17 protein-coding genes are annotated in these 15330 nt (G+C 68.7%); 10 read left to right on the top strand and 7 right to left on the bottom strand.

The window, feature by feature from the left end:
• From GGQ59_RS09580 to lpxB, 7 genes are all read left to right on the top strand, one after another.
• Positions 1–1302: BamA/TamA family outer membrane protein (locus GGQ59_RS09580; protein WP_183817932.1), on the top strand; the 1302-nt coding region annotated here is incomplete at its 5' end.
• Between the two features lie 89 nt (positions 1303–1391).
• Positions 1392–1982 carry an OmpH/Skp family outer membrane protein gene (locus GGQ59_RS09575; protein ID WP_183817930.1) on the top strand — a complete coding sequence of 197 codons (591 nt, stop codon included), beginning with the start codon at positions 1392–1394 and terminating at the stop codon, positions 1980–1982.
• A gap of 81 nt (positions 1983–2063) precedes the next feature.
• Positions 2064–3086, top strand: coding sequence for a UDP-3-O-(3-hydroxymyristoyl)glucosamine N-acyltransferase (lpxD, locus tag GGQ59_RS09570; RefSeq protein WP_183817928.1), 1023 nt, complete (start codon positions 2064–2066; stop codon positions 3084–3086).
• The gene (gene fabZ / locus GGQ59_RS09565; RefSeq protein ID WP_425511355.1) at positions 3083–3559 is read left to right on the top strand and encodes a 3-hydroxyacyl-ACP dehydratase FabZ; all 477 of its coding nucleotides are present in this window, start codon (positions 3083–3085) and stop codon (positions 3557–3559) included. The genes lpxD and fabZ overlap by 4 nt, the downstream gene beginning before the upstream one ends.
• A complete protein-coding gene (lpxA, locus tag GGQ59_RS09560) occupies positions 3559–4344 on the top strand; it encodes an acyl-ACP--UDP-N-acetylglucosamine O-acyltransferase (RefSeq protein WP_183817926.1) in 786 nt (261 codons plus the stop codon). Before fabZ ends, lpxA begins: the two co-directional genes overlap by 1 nt.
• Positions 4345–4349: 5 nt before the next feature.
• Positions 4350–5219 carry an LpxI family protein gene (locus GGQ59_RS09555; RefSeq protein WP_183817924.1) on the top strand — a complete coding sequence of 290 codons (870 nt, stop codon included), beginning with the start codon at positions 4350–4352 and terminating at the stop codon, positions 5217–5219.
• Positions 5220–5222: 3 nt separating this feature from the next.
• A complete protein-coding gene (lpxB, locus tag GGQ59_RS09550; protein ID WP_183817922.1) occupies positions 5223–6407 on the top strand; it encodes a lipid-A-disaccharide synthase in 1185 nt (394 codons plus the stop codon).
• Here the strand turns inward: lpxB and GGQ59_RS09545 are convergent.
• Entirely contained in the window at positions 6357–6812 is a 456-nt protein-coding gene (locus GGQ59_RS09545; RefSeq protein WP_183817920.1) for a RidA family protein, read from the bottom strand. The two genes, lpxB and GGQ59_RS09545, sit on opposite strands and share 51 nt — an antisense overlap.
• The gene (locus GGQ59_RS09540; protein WP_183817918.1) at positions 6809–8104 is read right to left on the bottom strand and encodes a DNA polymerase IV; all 1296 of its coding nucleotides are present in this window, start codon (positions 8102–8104) and stop codon (positions 6809–6811) included. The genes GGQ59_RS09545 and GGQ59_RS09540 overlap by 4 nt, the downstream gene beginning before the upstream one ends.
• A gap of 105 nt (positions 8105–8209) precedes the next feature.
• On the opposite strand from GGQ59_RS09540, the gene GGQ59_RS09535 reads away from it, so the two are divergent.
• The gene (locus GGQ59_RS09535; RefSeq protein WP_183817916.1) at positions 8210–8593 is read left to right on the top strand and encodes a response regulator; all 384 of its coding nucleotides are present in this window, start codon (positions 8210–8212) and stop codon (positions 8591–8593) included.
• Positions 8594–8628: 35 nt separating this feature from the next.
• Positions 8629–10020 (top strand): PleD family two-component system response regulator, encoded by a 1392-nt coding sequence (locus tag GGQ59_RS09530; RefSeq protein WP_183817914.1) that lies wholly within the window; start codon positions 8629–8631, stop codon positions 10018–10020.
• A 27-nt stretch (positions 10021–10047) separates the two neighbouring features.
• Here GGQ59_RS09530 and GGQ59_RS09525 read toward each other — a convergent pair whose 3' ends face one another.
• Positions 10048–10386: a UrcA family protein gene (locus GGQ59_RS09525; protein WP_183817913.1), complete on the bottom strand. Its 339-nt coding sequence runs from the start codon at positions 10384–10386 to the stop codon at positions 10048–10050.
• A gap of 278 nt (positions 10387–10664) precedes the next feature.
• Here GGQ59_RS09525 and GGQ59_RS09520 point away from each other — a divergent pair, with 278 nt between their 5' ends.
• Positions 10665–11297: a winged helix-turn-helix domain-containing protein gene (locus GGQ59_RS09520; RefSeq protein ID WP_183817911.1), complete on the top strand. Its 633-nt coding sequence runs from the start codon at positions 10665–10667 to the stop codon at positions 11295–11297.
• A 17-nt stretch (positions 11298–11314) separates the two neighbouring features.
• Here GGQ59_RS09520 and GGQ59_RS09515 read toward each other — a convergent pair whose 3' ends face one another.
• The 4 genes from GGQ59_RS09515 to GGQ59_RS09500 are packed head-to-tail and all read right to left on the bottom strand — an operon-like array spanning position 11315 to position 15245.
• Entirely contained in the window at positions 11315–12064 is a 750-nt protein-coding gene (locus GGQ59_RS09515; protein ID WP_183817909.1) for a proteasome-type protease, read from the bottom strand.
• 28 nt (positions 12065–12092) lie between these two features.
• Entirely contained in the window at positions 12093–12899 is an 807-nt protein-coding gene (locus tag GGQ59_RS09510) for a transglutaminase family protein (RefSeq protein ID WP_343074313.1), read from the bottom strand.
• Positions 12900–12912: 13 nt separating this feature from the next.
• Entirely contained in the window at positions 12913–13833 is a 921-nt protein-coding gene (locus GGQ59_RS09505) for an alpha-E domain-containing protein (protein WP_183817905.1), read from the bottom strand.
• Entirely contained in the window at positions 13833–15245 is a 1413-nt protein-coding gene (locus GGQ59_RS09500; RefSeq protein WP_183817903.1) for a circularly permuted type 2 ATP-grasp protein, read from the bottom strand. Before GGQ59_RS09500 ends, GGQ59_RS09505 begins: the two co-directional genes overlap by 1 nt.
• Between the last annotated feature and the right edge of the window lie 85 nt (positions 15246–15330).

The following is a 15330-nucleotide window of genomic DNA, read 5'->3' as shown; positions in this document are numbered from 1 at the left end:
TCGATCCAAGAGCTTCCGGGCTCCGCCCCGGACCGCACGATCCTCGACGTCGACGTGACCGAACAATCCACCGGCAGCTTCCAGATCGGCGGCGGTCTCAGCTCTTCCGACAACTTCATCATCAACGCGCAGCTCGAAGAGCGGAACCTGCTCGGCAAGGGGCAGTACCTCCTGCTCGACCTTCAGGCGTCCTCGCGGACCCGGCGGGCGCAGGTGCGCTTCACCGAGCCGCGCTTCTTGGGCCGCAACCTGCTGGCGGGCTTCTCGGTCTTCGCGAACCAGGTCGACTTCCGCGAGGCGGGCTACACCGCGGACTCGATCGGCGGCGGCCTGAACGTGGGCTTCCCCGTCTCCGACTTCGGCCGCTTGAACCTGAGCTACCAGCTCAGGAACGACGACATTCAGTTCGACCGCCGGCGGACCTATCGCAACGGCATCGACGTGCTGGTGCCGGGCGCGGAGGTCGACGCGGACGGCACGGTCGACATCTGCGATTTGACGGCCGGTTCCCAGGACCCGACCTGCGACAGCGTCGGCGAGTACCTCTCCAGCCAGGTCGGCTACTCGCTGTCGCTGAACCGGGTGAACGATCCCTTCCAGCCGTCGAGCGGTTTCTACGTCTCCCTCGGCCAGACCTTCGCGGGCGCGGGCGGCGACGTGCAGTACCTGCGCACCCAGGCGCGCGGCGCGATCTACAAGCCGTTGCCCTTCGATCTCGTCGGCGCGTTCAAGGTCAATTTGGGCTACATCGACGGCTTTGGCGGTGACGACGTCCGCCTCAACGACCGCTTCTTCGCGGGCGGCAACCGTGGCTTCCGCGGCTTCGACGTGGCCGGCGTTGGGCCGCGGTACTTCGCGCCGGGCGCCGCAACCAGCATCGCTACGGTGCAGAACCCCGACACTTACGGCCGGGCAATCGGGGCCAAGGCGCAAGCGATCGGGACGCTCGAATTGGCGATCCCGGTCCCGCTGCCGGAGCAGTACGGCATCCGCGCGGCGCTCTTCACCGACTTCGGTTCGGTGGGGATCGTCGACGAGAACGATAAGATCATCAACCAGGACCTGCGCAACTATGGGGTGATCGGCCCTGATGGAGAGGTCGATTGCGCCGTGGACTTCAACGGCGACGGGTTCTGCGATGCGCCCGTTCAGGACGACTTCTCCCTTCGTGCGACCGCCGGCATCTCGATCAACTGGAACTCGCCGTTCGGCCCCGTCCAGTTCGACATCGCCGAGCCGATCAAGAGCGAAGACTATGACGAGACCCAGTTCTTCCGCTTCTCAGCGGGGACCCAGTTTTAACCGCCCGGCACTCTAACGGTTTTTAACGCCGCGTCGCGAACGCGTGAGCTAGAAGCCCGGCAAGCAGACCCGATTCAGGGGGAACAAGAATGCGTATCTCACCAATCCTCGGCGGCCTCGTCGCCGCTCTCGGCCTCCTCGTCCTTCCCACCGCCGCCCTGGCGCAGAAGATGGACGTGCTCGTCATCGATCAGAACCGCCTGATCGCCGACTCGAAGGCCGGCCAGTCGATCGCCAGCCAAGTCGAGGCGCTCGCGCAGAGCGCCGGCGGCGAGGTCCAGGCCCAAGCGCAGAAGGTTCAGGCCGAAGGCCAGGCACTCGACGCGTCCAAGGACTCGATGAGCAAGGAAGACCTCAACAAACGGATGCAGGGCCTCGCGGTCGCTTCGCAGAACGTGCAACGGTTCCAGCAGCTTCGCCAAGCCGAGGTCGCTCAGGCCGAAGCCGCCGCCCTCGCGGACCTCTCGAAGCGTATCGAGCCGCTCGTCGCCGAGATCGCCCGCAAGCGGCGGGCGAAGGTCGTCGTGCGGCGTTCGGACGTCGCCTGGCTCGACGACGACGCGGACATCACCGCGGAGTTGATCCAGGACCTCGACCGGACGGTCACGACGATCACGGTCACCAAGCCCGACCTGCTCGCCCAAGCGCGCGCCGCGCAGGCCCAAGGTCAAGCGAACTAACCCACCACACGTCGCCGAAAACGAGGCCGGACCTTCGGGTCCGGCCTTTTTCTTTGCGCCGAACCGGGCTTAACCAAGAGCATGAGCGCGCCAGATTCCCGCTTCTTCACCACCGCCCCGCCGCTCAGTGTGGCGGCGGCCTGCGCCGCGGCGGACGCCACGCTCCGCCGCGGGGGCGAAGGCGCGGTCGATCACGTCTCGTCCCTTACCGGTGCAGCGGTTGGGAGCGTGGTGTTCGTCGAGACGGCGCGCGCGGCGTCGCCTGCGTCCGGCACACCCACCTTGTGCCTCGTGACGGATGCCGCAGCCGACGCGGCGGCCGATGCGTTTCCGACCGCGGCGATCGCGATCACGAAGACGCCCAAGCTAGGCTTCGCGCGCCTCGCGACCGCGTTGCATGCGAGCCACCTCGAGATCGGACCGCCGCCCGCCGGCATCGCGCCCGACGCCAGGATCGCGCCCTCGGCGGAGATCGCGCCCTCGGCAGTGATCGGACCCGGCGCCGAGATCGGTGAGGACGTCGTGATCGGCCCCTTCGCCTTCATCGGGCCGGGCGTCGTCGTCGGGGCAGGATCGCGCATCGGAAGCCACGCCACCATCACACATGCCGTCATTGGCGAGCGGTGCGCCATCCTCGCCGGCGTACGGATCGGCGAGCCGGGCTTCGGCTATGTCCCGGGGCCGACGGGGGCAGTGACGATGCCGCAGCTCGGCCGGGTGCTGATCGGCGACGCGGTAGACGTCGGCGCCAACAGCTGCATCGATAGAGGCGCCCTCGGCGACACGGTCGTCGGGAACGGAACGAAGATCGACAACCTCTGCCAGGTCGCGCACAACTGCCGCCTGGGGCAGGGCGTCCTGATCGCAAGCCAGACCGGACTTTCGGGCTCCGTCACGATCGGCGACGGCGCGATGCTCGGCGGCAAGGCCGGACTCGCCGATCACATCGAGATCGGTGCCGGGGCGGTCGTCATGGCGGGGGCGGGTGTGATGAACGACGTGCCCGCAGGCGAGCGCTGGGGCGGGGTGCCGGCGCGTCCGGCAAAGCGGTGGTTGAGGGAAGTCGCGACCCTGTCGCGGCTGGCGAAAGGACCGAAGACGTGAGTGAAGATATGACCGAGACCGCCGAGGGGCTGGCCGATCTCGACGTGACGGCGATCAAGCGGATCCTTCCGCACCGCTACCCCATGTTGCTCGTGGATAGGATCGTCGAGATCGACAGGACCGCCGGGGCGACGGGAATCAAGAACGTCACCATCAACGAGCCGTTCTTCATCGGCCACTTCCCCGAGATGCCGGTCATGCCGGGCGTCCTCATCGTCGAGGCGATGGCGCAGACGGCGGCGGCCTATACCGCCTATGCCGACGAGGTGGATACCGAGAACAAGATCGTCCTCTTCATGGGGGTCGAGAAGGCGAAGTTCCGCAGGCCCGTCGTGCCCGGCGATCAGCTGCGCATCCGCGTCACCGTCACCAACCGCCGCCCGCCCGTGTGGAAGTACGAGGCGAAGGCGACGGTCGACGGCAAGCTCGTCGCGGAGGCCGCCTTCGGCGCGATGCTGACGGAGCCCCGGTGATGAGCGTCCATCCGCGCGCCATCGTCGAGGACGGCGCGAAGATCGGAGAGGGCGTGGAGGTCGCGCCCTTCTGTCACGTCGGCGCGAACGTCGTCCTCGAAGACGGCGTGAACCTTCATCCGCACGCCACCGTGCTCGGCCATACGACGGTGGGCGAAGGCACCGAGATCTACCCCTTCGCGGTCCTCGGCTCGCCGCCGCAGCACCTCGGCTACAAGGGCGAGCCGACGAGGCTCAGGATCGGCGCGCGCAACCAGATCCGCGAGCACGTCACTATGCATCCCGGCACGGTGCAGGGGCACGGCGAGACGGTGGTGGGCGATGACGGCCTCTACATGGTCGGCGCCCACGTCGCGCATGACTGCGTCTTGGGCGACCACGTCATCATGGCGAACAACGCGACCCTCGGCGGGCATGTCGAGGTCGGCGACTACGCCTTCCTGTCCGGCCTCTGCGCCGTGCACCAGTTCAGCCGCATCGGTCCGTACAGCTTCGTGGGCGGCGGCGCGATCGTGACCAAGGACGTGATTCCGTACGGGACGGTCTTCGGAAACCACGCGCACCTCGAAGGGCTGAACCTCGTCGGCATGAAGCGGCGGGGCCTGTCGCGGCCGACGATCCACGCGATCCGAGGCGCCTACCGCCTTCTGTTCGCGCCCGAAGGCACGCTGGAAGAGCGGATCGACGACGCGGCGAAGCTCTACGGCGAAGTGCCCGAGGTGATGGCGATCCTCGCCTTCATGCAGGCCGACGACAAGCGGCCCCTCTGCCTGCCGGCGCGGTGAGCGCCATGACCGCGCGGCGCTGGCGCAAGCTCGGCATCGTCGCGGGGGGCGGTGCGCTGCCCGCTCGCCTGGCCGATGCGTGCCGCGCCACCGGCGCACCCTTCGCCGTCTTCCGCCTGCGCGGCTACGCAGACGCTGCGACCGAAGGCTATGACGGCGCCGAGTGCGGCATCGCCGAGTTCGGCCGTCTCCTGAAGATGCTCCGCGCCGCAGAGTGCGATGCCGTCGTCATGGCGGGAACCGTCCGAAGGCCGAACTTCGCCGGCCTCAAGCCGGACTGGCGCGGCGCCGCGCTCCTGCCGAAGCTGGTCGCCGCGGCGCGCCAGGGGGACGGCGCGCTGCTAGGCGTCCTCGTCGAGACCTTCGAGGCGGAAGGCTTCGCCGTTCTCGGCGCCGAAGAGGTGGCCGCCACCCTCGCGGCCGGCGAGGGATCGCTCGGCGCCTACGCCCCGGACGCGGCGGCGCTGCGCGACGTTGCCAAGGGCGCCGCGTTGATAGACGCGCTCGGCCCCTTCGACGTGGGGCAGGGCGTCGTGGTTCGGGACGGGTTCGTCCTCGCGGTCGAGGCGGCGGAGGGGACCGACGCCATGCTCACCCGCTGCGCCGGTCTCCCCGCCGACCTGCTGGGCGCAGGGGGTGGCGACGGGCCGCCTCGCCGCGGCGTGCTCGTGAAGCGCCCCAAGCCGACGCAGGAGCGCCGTGTGGACCTGCCGACCGTTGGCGTGCGCACGATCGAGGGCGCGAAGGCGGCTCACCTCGCCGGTGTGGCGGTGGAGGCGGGGGCCGCGCTCATCGTCGACCGGGAAGCGGTGGTCAGCGCCGCCGACGAGGCGGGCTTGTTCCTCTACGGCTTTACGGCGGCGGACCTCGGCTGAAACATGGCGCGCACCTTCCTCTTGAGCGCGGTCGAACCTTCCGCCGACGCGATGGGCGCCGACCTGATGCGCGCGCTGCGTGGCGCGCTTCCCGTTCCGCCGCGCTTCGTCGGGTGCGGCGGGGACGCGATGCGGGCGGAGGGTCTCGACAGCGCCTTCGACGTGCGGGCGTTGAGCGTGATGGGCCTCGGCGATGCGGTCCGCGCCGTTCCCGCGGCGCTCGCCGCCGCAGGCCGGCTCGCCAAGATCGCACGCGAAGAAGCCCCGGAGGCGGCGGTCCTGATCGATGCCTGGGGCTTCTCCCGGCTGGCCGCGCCCCGCATCAAGCGCGCATCGCCTTCCACAAGGCTCGTTAAGCTCGCAGCGCCGCAGGTCTGGGCGTCGCGGCCGGAGCGGGCCGCCACCGCCGCCTCGCTCTTCGACCTCATCCTCACCCTCTTGCCCTTCGAGCCGCCCCTCTTCGAGGCAGAGGGGGGCAGGGCGGCCTTCGTCGGCAACCCGAACTTCCAAGCCGTCGCCAAGACGCCGCGGTCCGGTGACGCCTTCCGCGCGCGGCACGGGCTGGGGGAGGAGCGTTTGCTGGCCGTCTTGCCCGGAAGCCGCCGGAGCGAAGTCGAGCGACTGATGCCGACGTTCGGCGACGCCGTGGACGGCGTCTCGAAGGAAGTTCCGGGGACCCGAATCGTCGTGGTCGCCGCTCCGGCCGTCGAGGCCGAAGTGCGGTCCGCCTGTGCCCGTTGGACGAACGAAGCGCTGATCGTTCCCGCCGCCGAGCGCTTCGACGCGTTCGAAGCCGCCGAGGCGGCCCTGGCGGCTTCGGGCACGGTGACGACGGAACTCGCTCTTTGCGGCGTGCCCATGGTGGTCGGGTACAAGGTCGGACGCCTGACCGCCGCCTGGGCGCGGCGGATCCTGATCACCGATACGGTGACGATCCTCAACATCGCCGCGGGCGAGCGCGTCGTGCCCGAGCGATTGCAGGAGGACTGCACGCCCGAGCAACTCCGTGCCGACGTCGTGCGCCTTCTCACGGACGACGAGGCGCGGCGCCGACAGCTCTCGGCCTTCCGCCGCGTCCTGCCGCGGCTCGTCGGCAGCGGCGACGCGGCGGCGCGCGCCGCCGAGGAGATCGTCGCCCTACTTAAGCGCGAAGACGGCGCCGATCTCGACGCAAGCGCCCAAGGGTAGGGAGGGCGCGCCGACCGCGAAGCGGGCGTGGCGTCCCGCCTCGCCGAGCACGTCCTGCATCAACTCGGACGCGCCGTTGATGACCTTCGGGTGGTCGGTGAAGTCCGGCGTGCAGGCCACGAACCCTTCGAGCCGGACGCAACGGGCGATCCGTTCGAACCCGACCGCCGCCTTTGCCTGCGCGAGGATCATCAGCGCGCAAGCCTTCGCGGCCTCTGCGCCCTCCGAGACGCTGACGCGTTCTCCGAGGTGACCGGTCATCACCGCGCCGTCGCGAAAGGGAAGCTGACCCGAGACCATGAGGAGGCCGCCCGCCTCGACCGCGGGAACGTAGGCGGCGACGGGCGCGGCGGGCGAGGGCAGCGCGAGACCCAGCTCTTCCAAGCGGACTTCGATGGCGGTCATGACGGGCTCCTCGGTTTTCGTAGTCGGGCGTCCCTTAGCGTACCGATCGCCTCGTCGCCGAACCGCGCGCGCAGCGCATCGAGCGCGGCTTCCTGCGAGCCGATCTTCCGGTGGGCTTCGGGGTAGGCGAAGTCCCGCGTCATCGCCTCGGCAAGGGTGAGGTCCGAAAGCCCAAGGCCGATCAGGCGAAAGGTTCTGCGCGAGGCCCGGCTCGGAACCTCTTCGCGCAGGAGGCTGACGCCTTCGTCGTAGAGCACGCGGGCGAGGTTGGTATGAACGCCGAGCGTGCGCCGACGGGTCAGGAGCTTGAAGTCGGACGTCTTGAGCTTGAGCGTCACGACCCGTCCGGCGAACCCCTTCTCCTTCGCGCGCCGCGCGGTCTTCTGGGCCATCGCGTAGAGACGGTCCTCGAGCGCGTCGCGGTCGCCCACGTCCTCGCCGAACGTCGTTTCGGACGAGATGCTCTTGGTCTCCCGTTCCGGCGTCACGGGGCGGTCGTCGCGGCCGAAGGAGAGGCGGTAGAGGCGAAGGCCCGCTTCGCCGTAACGGTCTGCCATGGCGCGGGGGCCGGCGGCCTGCACGTCGGCTAGGGTTCGGAAGCCGTCCCGTTCGAGCTTGCCCGCGAAGGAGGTCCCGACGCCCCGGACGAAGCTCGGCGGCTGACCGCGAAGGAAGTCCTCCGTCTCGGCTTTGCCGATGATCGCGAAGCCCCGCGGCTTGTCGAGGTCCGACGCGGTCTTGGCGAGGAACTTGTTGTGGCTGAGCCCAATGGAGACGTCGATGCCGACCTCATCGCTGATCTTGCGCACCAGTCGCGCGAGCGAGGCGGCCGGCGGGCGGCCGTGCAGGCGAGCCGTGCCGCGAAGGTCGAGATAGGCCTCGTCGATCGATACGGGCTGGATGAGAGGCGTGAGCGCCGTCATCAGTTGGCGTATCTGATGCGCGGCCTCGCGGTAGGCTTCGAAGCGGGGGCGCACGATCGTGGCGTCCGGGCAGAGCCTCAGCGCCTGGAACATCGGCATGGCCGAGCGCACGCCGTAGGTCCGCGCCACGTAGCAGGCCGTCGAGACCACGCCGCGCCGCCCACCGCCGATCACGACCGGCTTGTCGGCAAGGTCCGGGTCGTCCCGTTTCTCGATCGCGGCGAAGAAGGCGTCGCAATCGAGATGGGCGATTCCGAGCGTGCCGAGCTCGTCGTGCTTGAGAACCCGAACGGAATCGCATTGAGGACAGCGAGGGGACGCCTCGCCGAACCAGTCGCAATCGCGGCATATGCCGAGGTCTCGATCCATGGGGTTACGGTCAACGCCGGCTTAACCTAAGTCCTCTATTTGAAGATATGCGGCCGAACGGAAGCGCCGCGGAGTCATCGCGGCGCGATACGGTTGGATGTGGGCATGTCGTCTCAAACTAGTCCGGGCAAGACCGTCCTCATCGTAGAGGACAACGAGCTCAACATGAAGCTCTTCAACGATCTGCTCGAGACGCAGGGCTACCGCGTCGTGCAGACCGACAACGGCAACGATGCGTTGTCCTTGGTCAAGGCCCACCAGCCCGACCTCGTGCTCATGGACATTCAGCTGCCCGGCAAGTCCGGCCTCGAGGTGACGAGCGAGCTGAAGGCCGACCCCGAAGTTTCCCACATCCCCGTCATCGCGGTGACCGCCTTCGCCATGAAGTCCGACGAGGAACGCATTCGGGCGGGCGGGTGCGAGGACTACCTCGCCAAGCCGATCTCGGTGCCGGTCTTTCTTGAGAAAGTGAAAAGGTATCTCGGGTAAGCCCCGGGGGTAACCGGAACTCCCTGGGGAGCGAGATGACCGCACGCGTTCTCGTCGTCGACGACCTCTTGCCGAACGTAAAGCTGCTCGAGGCGAAGCTGCGGGCGGAGTACTTCGACGTTCTGACCGCGCTCAGCGGCGAGGAAGCGATCTCGATCGCGAACGAGCAGCAGCCGGACATCATCCTTCTCGACGTCATGATGCCCGGCATGGACGGGTTCGAGACCTGCAGGAACCTCAAGTCGAACGCCGCGACCTGCCACATCCCCGTGGTCATGGTCACGGCTCTGGACCAGCAGGCCGACCGGCTCGCGGGCCTCAACGCCGGCGCCGACGACTTCCTGACCAAGCCGGTCCAGGACATCGCGCTCTTCGCACGGGTACGCAGCCTCTCGCGCCTCAAGCAGATGACGGACGAGCTTCGCCATCGCCACGCGCAGGGCGCTGAGCTCGGCGTCGTCTCTCCGGCGGCGCTCGAGGAGCTCGGCGACGAGGAGCGGCAGATCATGGTCGTCACCGACGATGACCTCATCGACGGTCTCGAAGGCGGCGTGGCCGAGCTGCCTGCCGCCTGCAACTTCACCTACGTGTCCGATGGCCGCGCGGCGCTCGAAGCGCTTCGCGAGGGAACGCCGGACGTGATCCTCGTCGACCTCGGCATGGAGAGCTACGACCCGCTGCGCCTGTGTTCGGCGGTGCGCAGCTTCGAAGGCTCACGGCTGGCGCCGATCCTCGCCATCGCGCGCAGCGCGGACACGCGCCGCCTGGTCCGCGCCCTCGACATCGGCGTCAACGACTACATGATGCGGCCGGTCGATCCCCAGGAGGCGGCGGCCCGCATCCGCACGCAGCTCAAGCGCATCCGCTACGTCGAGAACCTGCGCGCGAGCTTCAACGAGACGCTCGAGCTGGCCGTCACCGATCAGCTGACCGGCCTTTACAACCGCCGCTACCTCGCCACGCAGCTGCCGCGGCTGATGCAGGAGGCGCGCAGCAAGGGCAAACCGCTCTCGCTGATGCTGCTCGACATCGACCACTTCAAACGGGTCAACGACACGCTCGGGCACGACGTCGGCGACATGGTGCTGAAGGAGACGGCGGAGCGCCTGCGCCTGTCGGTCCGCGGTGTCGACCTCGCCTGCCGTTATGGCGGCGAGGAGTTCATCTTCGTCATGCCGGACACCGACACCACCTTCGCGGAGATCGTGGCGGAGCGCCTGCGCGCCTCGATCGCGAAGGATCCAGTCAAGCTGCCCGATGACGGGCTCGGCTCCTCCGAACTCGGCGTCACCGTGTCGATCGGCGTCGCGAGCATGGACCCGAACGACACGATCGAAACGCCGCAGAGCCTGATCAAGGCGGCGGACGAGGCGCTCTACCGCGCAAAGGACGAGGGCCGGAACCGCGTGGTGCTCCGCGCGGCCTGACACCGGCCCCCGCCCGCCCGTCGGGGTTCAGAGCGTCGGGCGGACCGGCTTCGCGTCCGCATCGGCCAGGGCAAGGAGGTCGGCGGGCATCTTCTGCACCGCTGCGGCCATCACTTCGGCCCTACAGCTCTTCATCGCCTTCAGCGCCGTAAGGCCGCGCTCGCCGGAACGGTCGCAGTATCGTTTGACGGCGCGCTCGAGCTTTACGTACTCGGCTTTCGCAGCGGCCGAACTCGTCAGTGCGCCGACGCTGATCGCGTAGGTGAAGTCGTCGCCGGCAACCTCGCGCCCACCTGCGGAAGCGGTCGCGAACGGAATGAGGGTTGTGAGGGCAGCGGCGCCGACGAGCAGGGTCTTGAAGGTCATGTCTGGTCTCCCGATGCCCGGACGAGCGGTCCGGGGCGCGCCGCGCTGTCGAAGCGCGACGATGGGAAGCTGGGCCCGATCCGAAGGCGCCGCTTGAGCGGAAGCCAAGCGCGACCTGATCATTCCCTGCTTTTCGCGCTCAGGATCCGCTCAGGAACGACGAAGGTCGTATTATTGACAAACGATAAGGGCGCGAACCTGATCATCACCTTCCCGCAGCTTGCGACGCCCTGTCGCACTGCCTAGCTTCAACACGGGAAACGTCGACGGAGGCAGCATTGGGCAGCCGGAGGGGAGTTCAGGATCACGAGGCGGGGGCGCCGCTTTGCTCGCCCTTCAAGCTCGGCGAAGTCGTCGTCGATCCGACTAGAAACCGAATCGTCCATCGCGACGAAGCCTTCTGTGTCCAACCCAAGACCATCGCGCTCGCTTGCCTCTTGGCGAGCGAGCCTGGGCGGACCTTCACCCGGAACGAGTTGATCGAGGAGGTCTGGGACGGCGTCGTCGTCGGCAGCGCGGCGATCGACCGCTGTGTCTGCAACCTGCGCAAGGCGCTCGGCGACGATGCGCGGTGTCCTCGGTTCGTCGAAACGATCCGAAAGCGAGGCGTCCGTCTCATGGTCGACGTCGAGCTCGTCTCGGTCGCGAAGATCGACACGAAGAAGGCCAGGGCTCGCAGCGTCTGGCCCTTCGCCGGCGCTGCCGCGGCCGTGCCGATCATGCTCACCGCCGCGTTGAAGCTCGTCGGTCCCGACGCCGGACCGACCCCCGTCGTGGAGGCCGAACCGCAAACCCTGGTCCAGCCCGCCGCGTTGCGTGCCGGTCTCGACGTCGTCGGCGCCATGTGCGCGCGCGAAGGCTTGTCGTTCGGCGGCCTCGTCCGCCTGGACGACTTCCTGCACCGGGGGTGAGGGCGCCTGCTCAGCCTCTAGCGCAGCAGCCGGTCCAGATTGGGCAGGTTGTGCAGCGACTCGGCAAGCGCGCGCGACCACTGCGCCGACAGGGCAGCGTAGGTCTCGTCGTCCTCTTCGATCCGCCGCCACGTCGCGAACGACAGCGCGTCGGTATGGATGATCGAGAGGTCGAAGGGCGGACCGACGGAGAGGTTGCTTCGCACCGTTGAATCCATGGACACGAGGCAGGCGCGAAGCCCGTCGGCGAGCGGCGTCGCATATGTCAGCGTGCGCGTCAGGATCGGCTTGCCGTACTTGGTCTCGCCGATCTGATAGTAGGGCGAATCCTCGCCGCACTCGATGAAGTTGCCGGCCGAGTAGACGAGGAAGAGGCGAGGGGCTTCGCCCGCGATCTGACCGCCGACGACGATCGATGCGCCGGACGCCGCGCCGTCCTTCTCCATCGCGTCGCGATGGATCGACAGCACCTCCTTCATCAGGGCGCCCACGATCTGCGCGATGCGGAAGATGCTGGGGACGTTGAGCACTGTCTCGACCGTCTCGTCGCCCGCCTCGGACTGGCGGATCGCGGCGTCCAGGCGCGTGATCACCCCTTGGGTGACGGAGAGGTTGCCCGCCGTCATGAGGGTGATCGCCCTGTTGCCGGTGTCCTCGTAGGTGAACATCTTGCGGTAGCGCGAGACGTCGTCGATCCCGGCATTGGTCCGCGTGTCGGAGAGGAAGACCAAGCCCTCTTGGAGCTTGAGGGCGACGCAGTAGGTCATCGATCGGAGCTTTCGGTCGGCGCGCAGGTCACTGCTGCTGCTGAGAACTGATGGCGACGGAGGCGGTCATCCGCTCTTCAGAACTCCCCGTTGCGGGCGCCGCGACCGCGCCCGATATCAGGGCTGCCCGGCTGGCATCAAGACCGATCGCGACGCGGACGTGATCACGAGTCGGACAAGTCCTGTTCGCGACGTCGAATCCGACCCAGCCGAGGCCTTCTGCGTACCCTTCGGCCCAGCCGTGGGTCTGGCTGAGCCCTGCGTCCTCGCCCGGCAGGTAGTAGCCCGCGACGTAGCGGGCGGGCAGGCCGAGATGGCGGGCGGCGGCGCAGAAGACGTGGGCATGGTCCTGACAGACGCCGGCCTTCTGCGCGAGCGCCTCGGCCGCGCTCGTCGCCATGTCCGTCGTCTCCGGCCTGTAGTCGACGGCGTCGCGGACAGCTGCCGCCAGCGTGTGAAGCGTGTCGAGGCGATCGGGACGCCGTGCGCCCTCGGCGAGGCCGCGGATCGCTTCGTTCGTCGTCGTAAGGTCGGTCGGTCGCAGAAACAGCTCCGTCGGCGTGCGTTCCTTGAGCCCACGAACCACACCGGCGTCGTCGGAGCGCTCGACGTCGCCTTCGGCCACGATCTCGAGCATCTCGGTCGGGCCGTCGCCGGACCAGACGCCTTCCGGCACGGCGCAGCCGTCGGTCAGGTTCGGATGCACGGCTTCGCCGTTCACGCTGACCCGCCAGCGGCTCACGAGTTGGGTGTCGAAGGTTGTCGGGAAGAGGCGCAGGCGCATCACCGCCCGGCCGGAGGGCGGCGCGTAGGTGTAGGTCGTCAGGTGGCGGATGGTCAGGCGGGTACTAGAAATCGTACGCCTCCCCGATCGTTGCGTGGAGGGACAGGACCTCGGACAGCGTCGCCGTGACGAACTCGTGGAGACCGTCCGCGAAGACCTGCTCCATGGTGACGCCCGCTAGTCGCGCGTTGAGCGCTTCGACCTGGTCGTGGCAGGCGTGACGCTGGCCGTAGCGGTCCTCCAGGCGGCCGAGCGCCCCGCGTACCCGCTCGATGCAGAAGGCGGCCGAACGTGGGAACTCGCGGTTGAGGACGAGGAGGTCGGCCACGTTCCACGGCGCATAGTCGCCGCGATAGACGTGATGATAGGCGCGGAGCGCCGAAGCCGCGAGAAGGAGCGCCGTCCACTGATAGAGGTCCCGTGCGCCGCCGATCACGTCGCGCTCGGGCAGGAGCGCCAGGTACTTCACCTCGAGGAGGCGAAGCGTCATCGCCGCGCGTTCGAGCTGTCCGCCGAGCCGAACGAAGTCGTACCGGTCGTCGCGCAGCATGGTGGTTTCGGTCGCGCCGCGGAAGGTCGCCGCCCGTCTGTGCGCCCAGTCGATGTAGGCGGGCAGGTGCTGGGAAGCCTCGGCTTCCGTCACCGTATCGAGGTGCCGCCAGTCGTCATTGAGCGCTTCCCACATCTGAGAGGTGAGGGCGGTACGCTCCGCCCGGCCGTTCGCGCGGGCCCGGATGAGGCACGCGCGGATCGAGCCGCCCTCGCCGTCGAGCAGGAGGTGGCGGATCGCTTCCCTCCGGCCGATCACGTCGCCCTCGGGCATGCCCGCGGCGGCCGCTTGCAGCACCGATTGCCAGTCGCCGCGTGCGGCCGCGCCTGGCAGCATGGTCATGCGGGCGCCCATGGTGAGGAGGCGTGCGGTCGCGTCCGCGCGCTCGACGTAGCGGCTCATCCAGTAGAGGTTCGCGGCGGTGCGGCTCAGCATCAGCGCGCGTCCTCGGAAAGGACCCAAGTGTCCTTCACCCCGCCGCCCTGGGACGAGTTCACGACCAGCGAGCCCTTGCGCAAGGCGACGCGGGTGAGCCCGCCTGGCGTAAGGCGTATCTCTTTCCCGACGAGGCAGTAGGGGCGAAGGTCGACGTGCCGTCCCTCGATCTCTCCGCCGACGAGTGTCGGCGCGGTCGAGAGGTCGAGCGTCGGCTGCGCGATGAAGCCTTCGGGGTCGGCCTCGACGCGCTTGCGATAGGCGTCGACCTCCTGCTTCGTCGCGCGGGGCCCGACGAGCATGCCGTAGCCGCCCGAGCCGTCCACCTCCTTGACGACGAGTTCGGGCAGGTGGGCGAGGACGTGCGCGAGGTCGTCCGGGTCCGAACACTTCCACGTCGGCACGTTGGCGAGGATCGGCTTCTCCCCGAGGTAGAAGTCGATCATCTCGGGCACGTAGGTGTAGATCGCCTTGTCGTCCGCAACGCCCGCGCCCGGGGCGGAGCAGATGGTGACGCCGCCGGACAGGTAGGCGTTCATCAGGCCCGGCACGCCGAGCATGCTGTCGGGCCGGAAGACGAGGGGGTCGAGGAAGTCGTCGTCGATCCGCCGGTAGATGACGTCGACCACGCGCGGCCCCCGCGTCGTGCGGCGCCAGACCCGTCCGTCGCGCACGAAGAGGTCGCGCGCTTCGACCAGCGCCGCGCCCATCAGGTCGGCGAGGTAGGAATGCTCGTAATAGGCGGAGTTGAACGGGCCGGGGGTGAGCACCGCGACCTCCGGGTCCTGCCGACAGGCGGGCGGGGCGACCTCCTCGAGCGTGCGGCGCAGGTCGTTCGGATAGCCGTCCACCGGCCGCACCCGCCCTTCCGCGAAGAGGTCGGGGAAGAGCCGCATCATGATCTCGCGGTTCTCGAGCATGTAGGAGACGCCCGACGGCGTGCGGCAGTTGTCCTCCAGGACGGCGAAGTGGTCCTCCGCCGTCCGGACGAGGTCGATGCCGACGACGTGGCTGTAGACCCGCCCCGGCGGATCGAAGCCGATCATCTCGGGCAGGAAGGCCGGGTTCGACGTCACGAGCCGGCTCGGCACACGGCCCGCGCGGAGGATCTCGCGCCGGTGGTACACGTCGTAGAGAAAGGCGTTGAGCGCGCGGGCCCGCTGCTCGATCCCCGCGGCGAGCTGCGCCCACTCCGCCGCGCCGATCACGCGAGGGACGAGGTCGAAGGGGATGAGGCGTTCGGGGTCCCCGCCCTCGCCGTAGACGGCGAATGTGATGCCGACGCGCCGGAACAGCGCCTCCGCCTCCTTCGCGCGCAGGTCGAGAAGCGGAAGCCCGGTCTCGTCCAGCCAAGCGGCGACCGGTGCGTAAGGTGGACGGACCTGTCCGCCCACGGTCATCTCGTCGAACATCTCGCCTCCGATGATCGACTGTAGGGGGAAAGCGCGCCCTGGCACAAGTTGCCGCGCTGTGCTGCGACTGCGAAGGTTCAGACGA

Origin of the sequence: Parvularcula dongshanensis, assembly GCF_014199615.1 — a bacterium.
Lineage (GTDB): Bacteria > Pseudomonadota > Alphaproteobacteria > Caulobacterales > Parvularculaceae > Parvularcula > Parvularcula dongshanensis.
Note: the sequence above shows the minus strand (reverse complement) of the source record. Positions and strands in the feature narration are given on the sequence as shown.

Excerpts from the sequence above, each read along its gene's own strand:
- GGQ59_RS09575 (WP_183817930.1), top strand. The coding sequence starts at position 1,392 with ATGCGTATCTCACCAATCCTCGGCGGCCTCGTCGCCGCTCTCGGCCTC.
- lpxD (WP_183817928.1), top strand. The coding sequence starts at position 2,064 with ATGAGCGCGCCAGATTCCCGCTTCTTCACCACCGCCCCGCCGCTCAGT.
- lpxA (WP_183817926.1), top strand. The coding sequence starts at position 3,559 with ATGAGCGTCCATCCGCGCGCCATCGTCGAGGACGGCGCGAAGATCGGA.
- GGQ59_RS09555 (WP_183817924.1), top strand. The coding sequence starts at position 4,350 with ATGACCGCGCGGCGCTGGCGCAAGCTCGGCATCGTCGCGGGGGGCGGT.
- lpxB (WP_183817922.1), top strand. The coding sequence starts at position 5,223 with ATGGCGCGCACCTTCCTCTTGAGCGCGGTCGAACCTTCCGCCGACGCG.
- GGQ59_RS09545 (WP_183817920.1), bottom strand. The coding sequence starts at position 6,812 with ATGACCGCCATCGAAGTCCGCTTGGAAGAGCTGGGTCTCGCGCTGCCC.
- GGQ59_RS09540 (WP_183817918.1), bottom strand. The coding sequence starts at position 8,104 with ATGGATCGAGACCTCGGCATATGCCGCGATTGCGACTGGTTCGGCGAG.
- GGQ59_RS09535 (WP_183817916.1), top strand. The coding sequence starts at position 8,210 with ATGTCGTCTCAAACTAGTCCGGGCAAGACCGTCCTCATCGTAGAGGAC.
- GGQ59_RS09530 (WP_183817914.1), top strand. The coding sequence starts at position 8,629 with ATGACCGCACGCGTTCTCGTCGTCGACGACCTCTTGCCGAACGTAAAG.
- GGQ59_RS09525 (WP_183817913.1), bottom strand. The coding sequence starts at position 10,386 with ATGACCTTCAAGACCCTGCTCGTCGGCGCCGCTGCCCTCACAACCCTC.
- GGQ59_RS09515 (WP_183817909.1), bottom strand. The coding sequence starts at position 12,064 with ATGACCTACTGCGTCGCCCTCAAGCTCCAAGAGGGCTTGGTCTTCCTC.
- GGQ59_RS09505 (WP_183817905.1), bottom strand. The coding sequence starts at position 13,833 with ATGCTGAGCCGCACCGCCGCGAACCTCTACTGGATGAGCCGCTACGTC.
- GGQ59_RS09500 (WP_183817903.1), bottom strand. The coding sequence starts at position 15,245 with ATGTTCGACGAGATGACCGTGGGCGGACAGGTCCGTCCACCTTACGCA.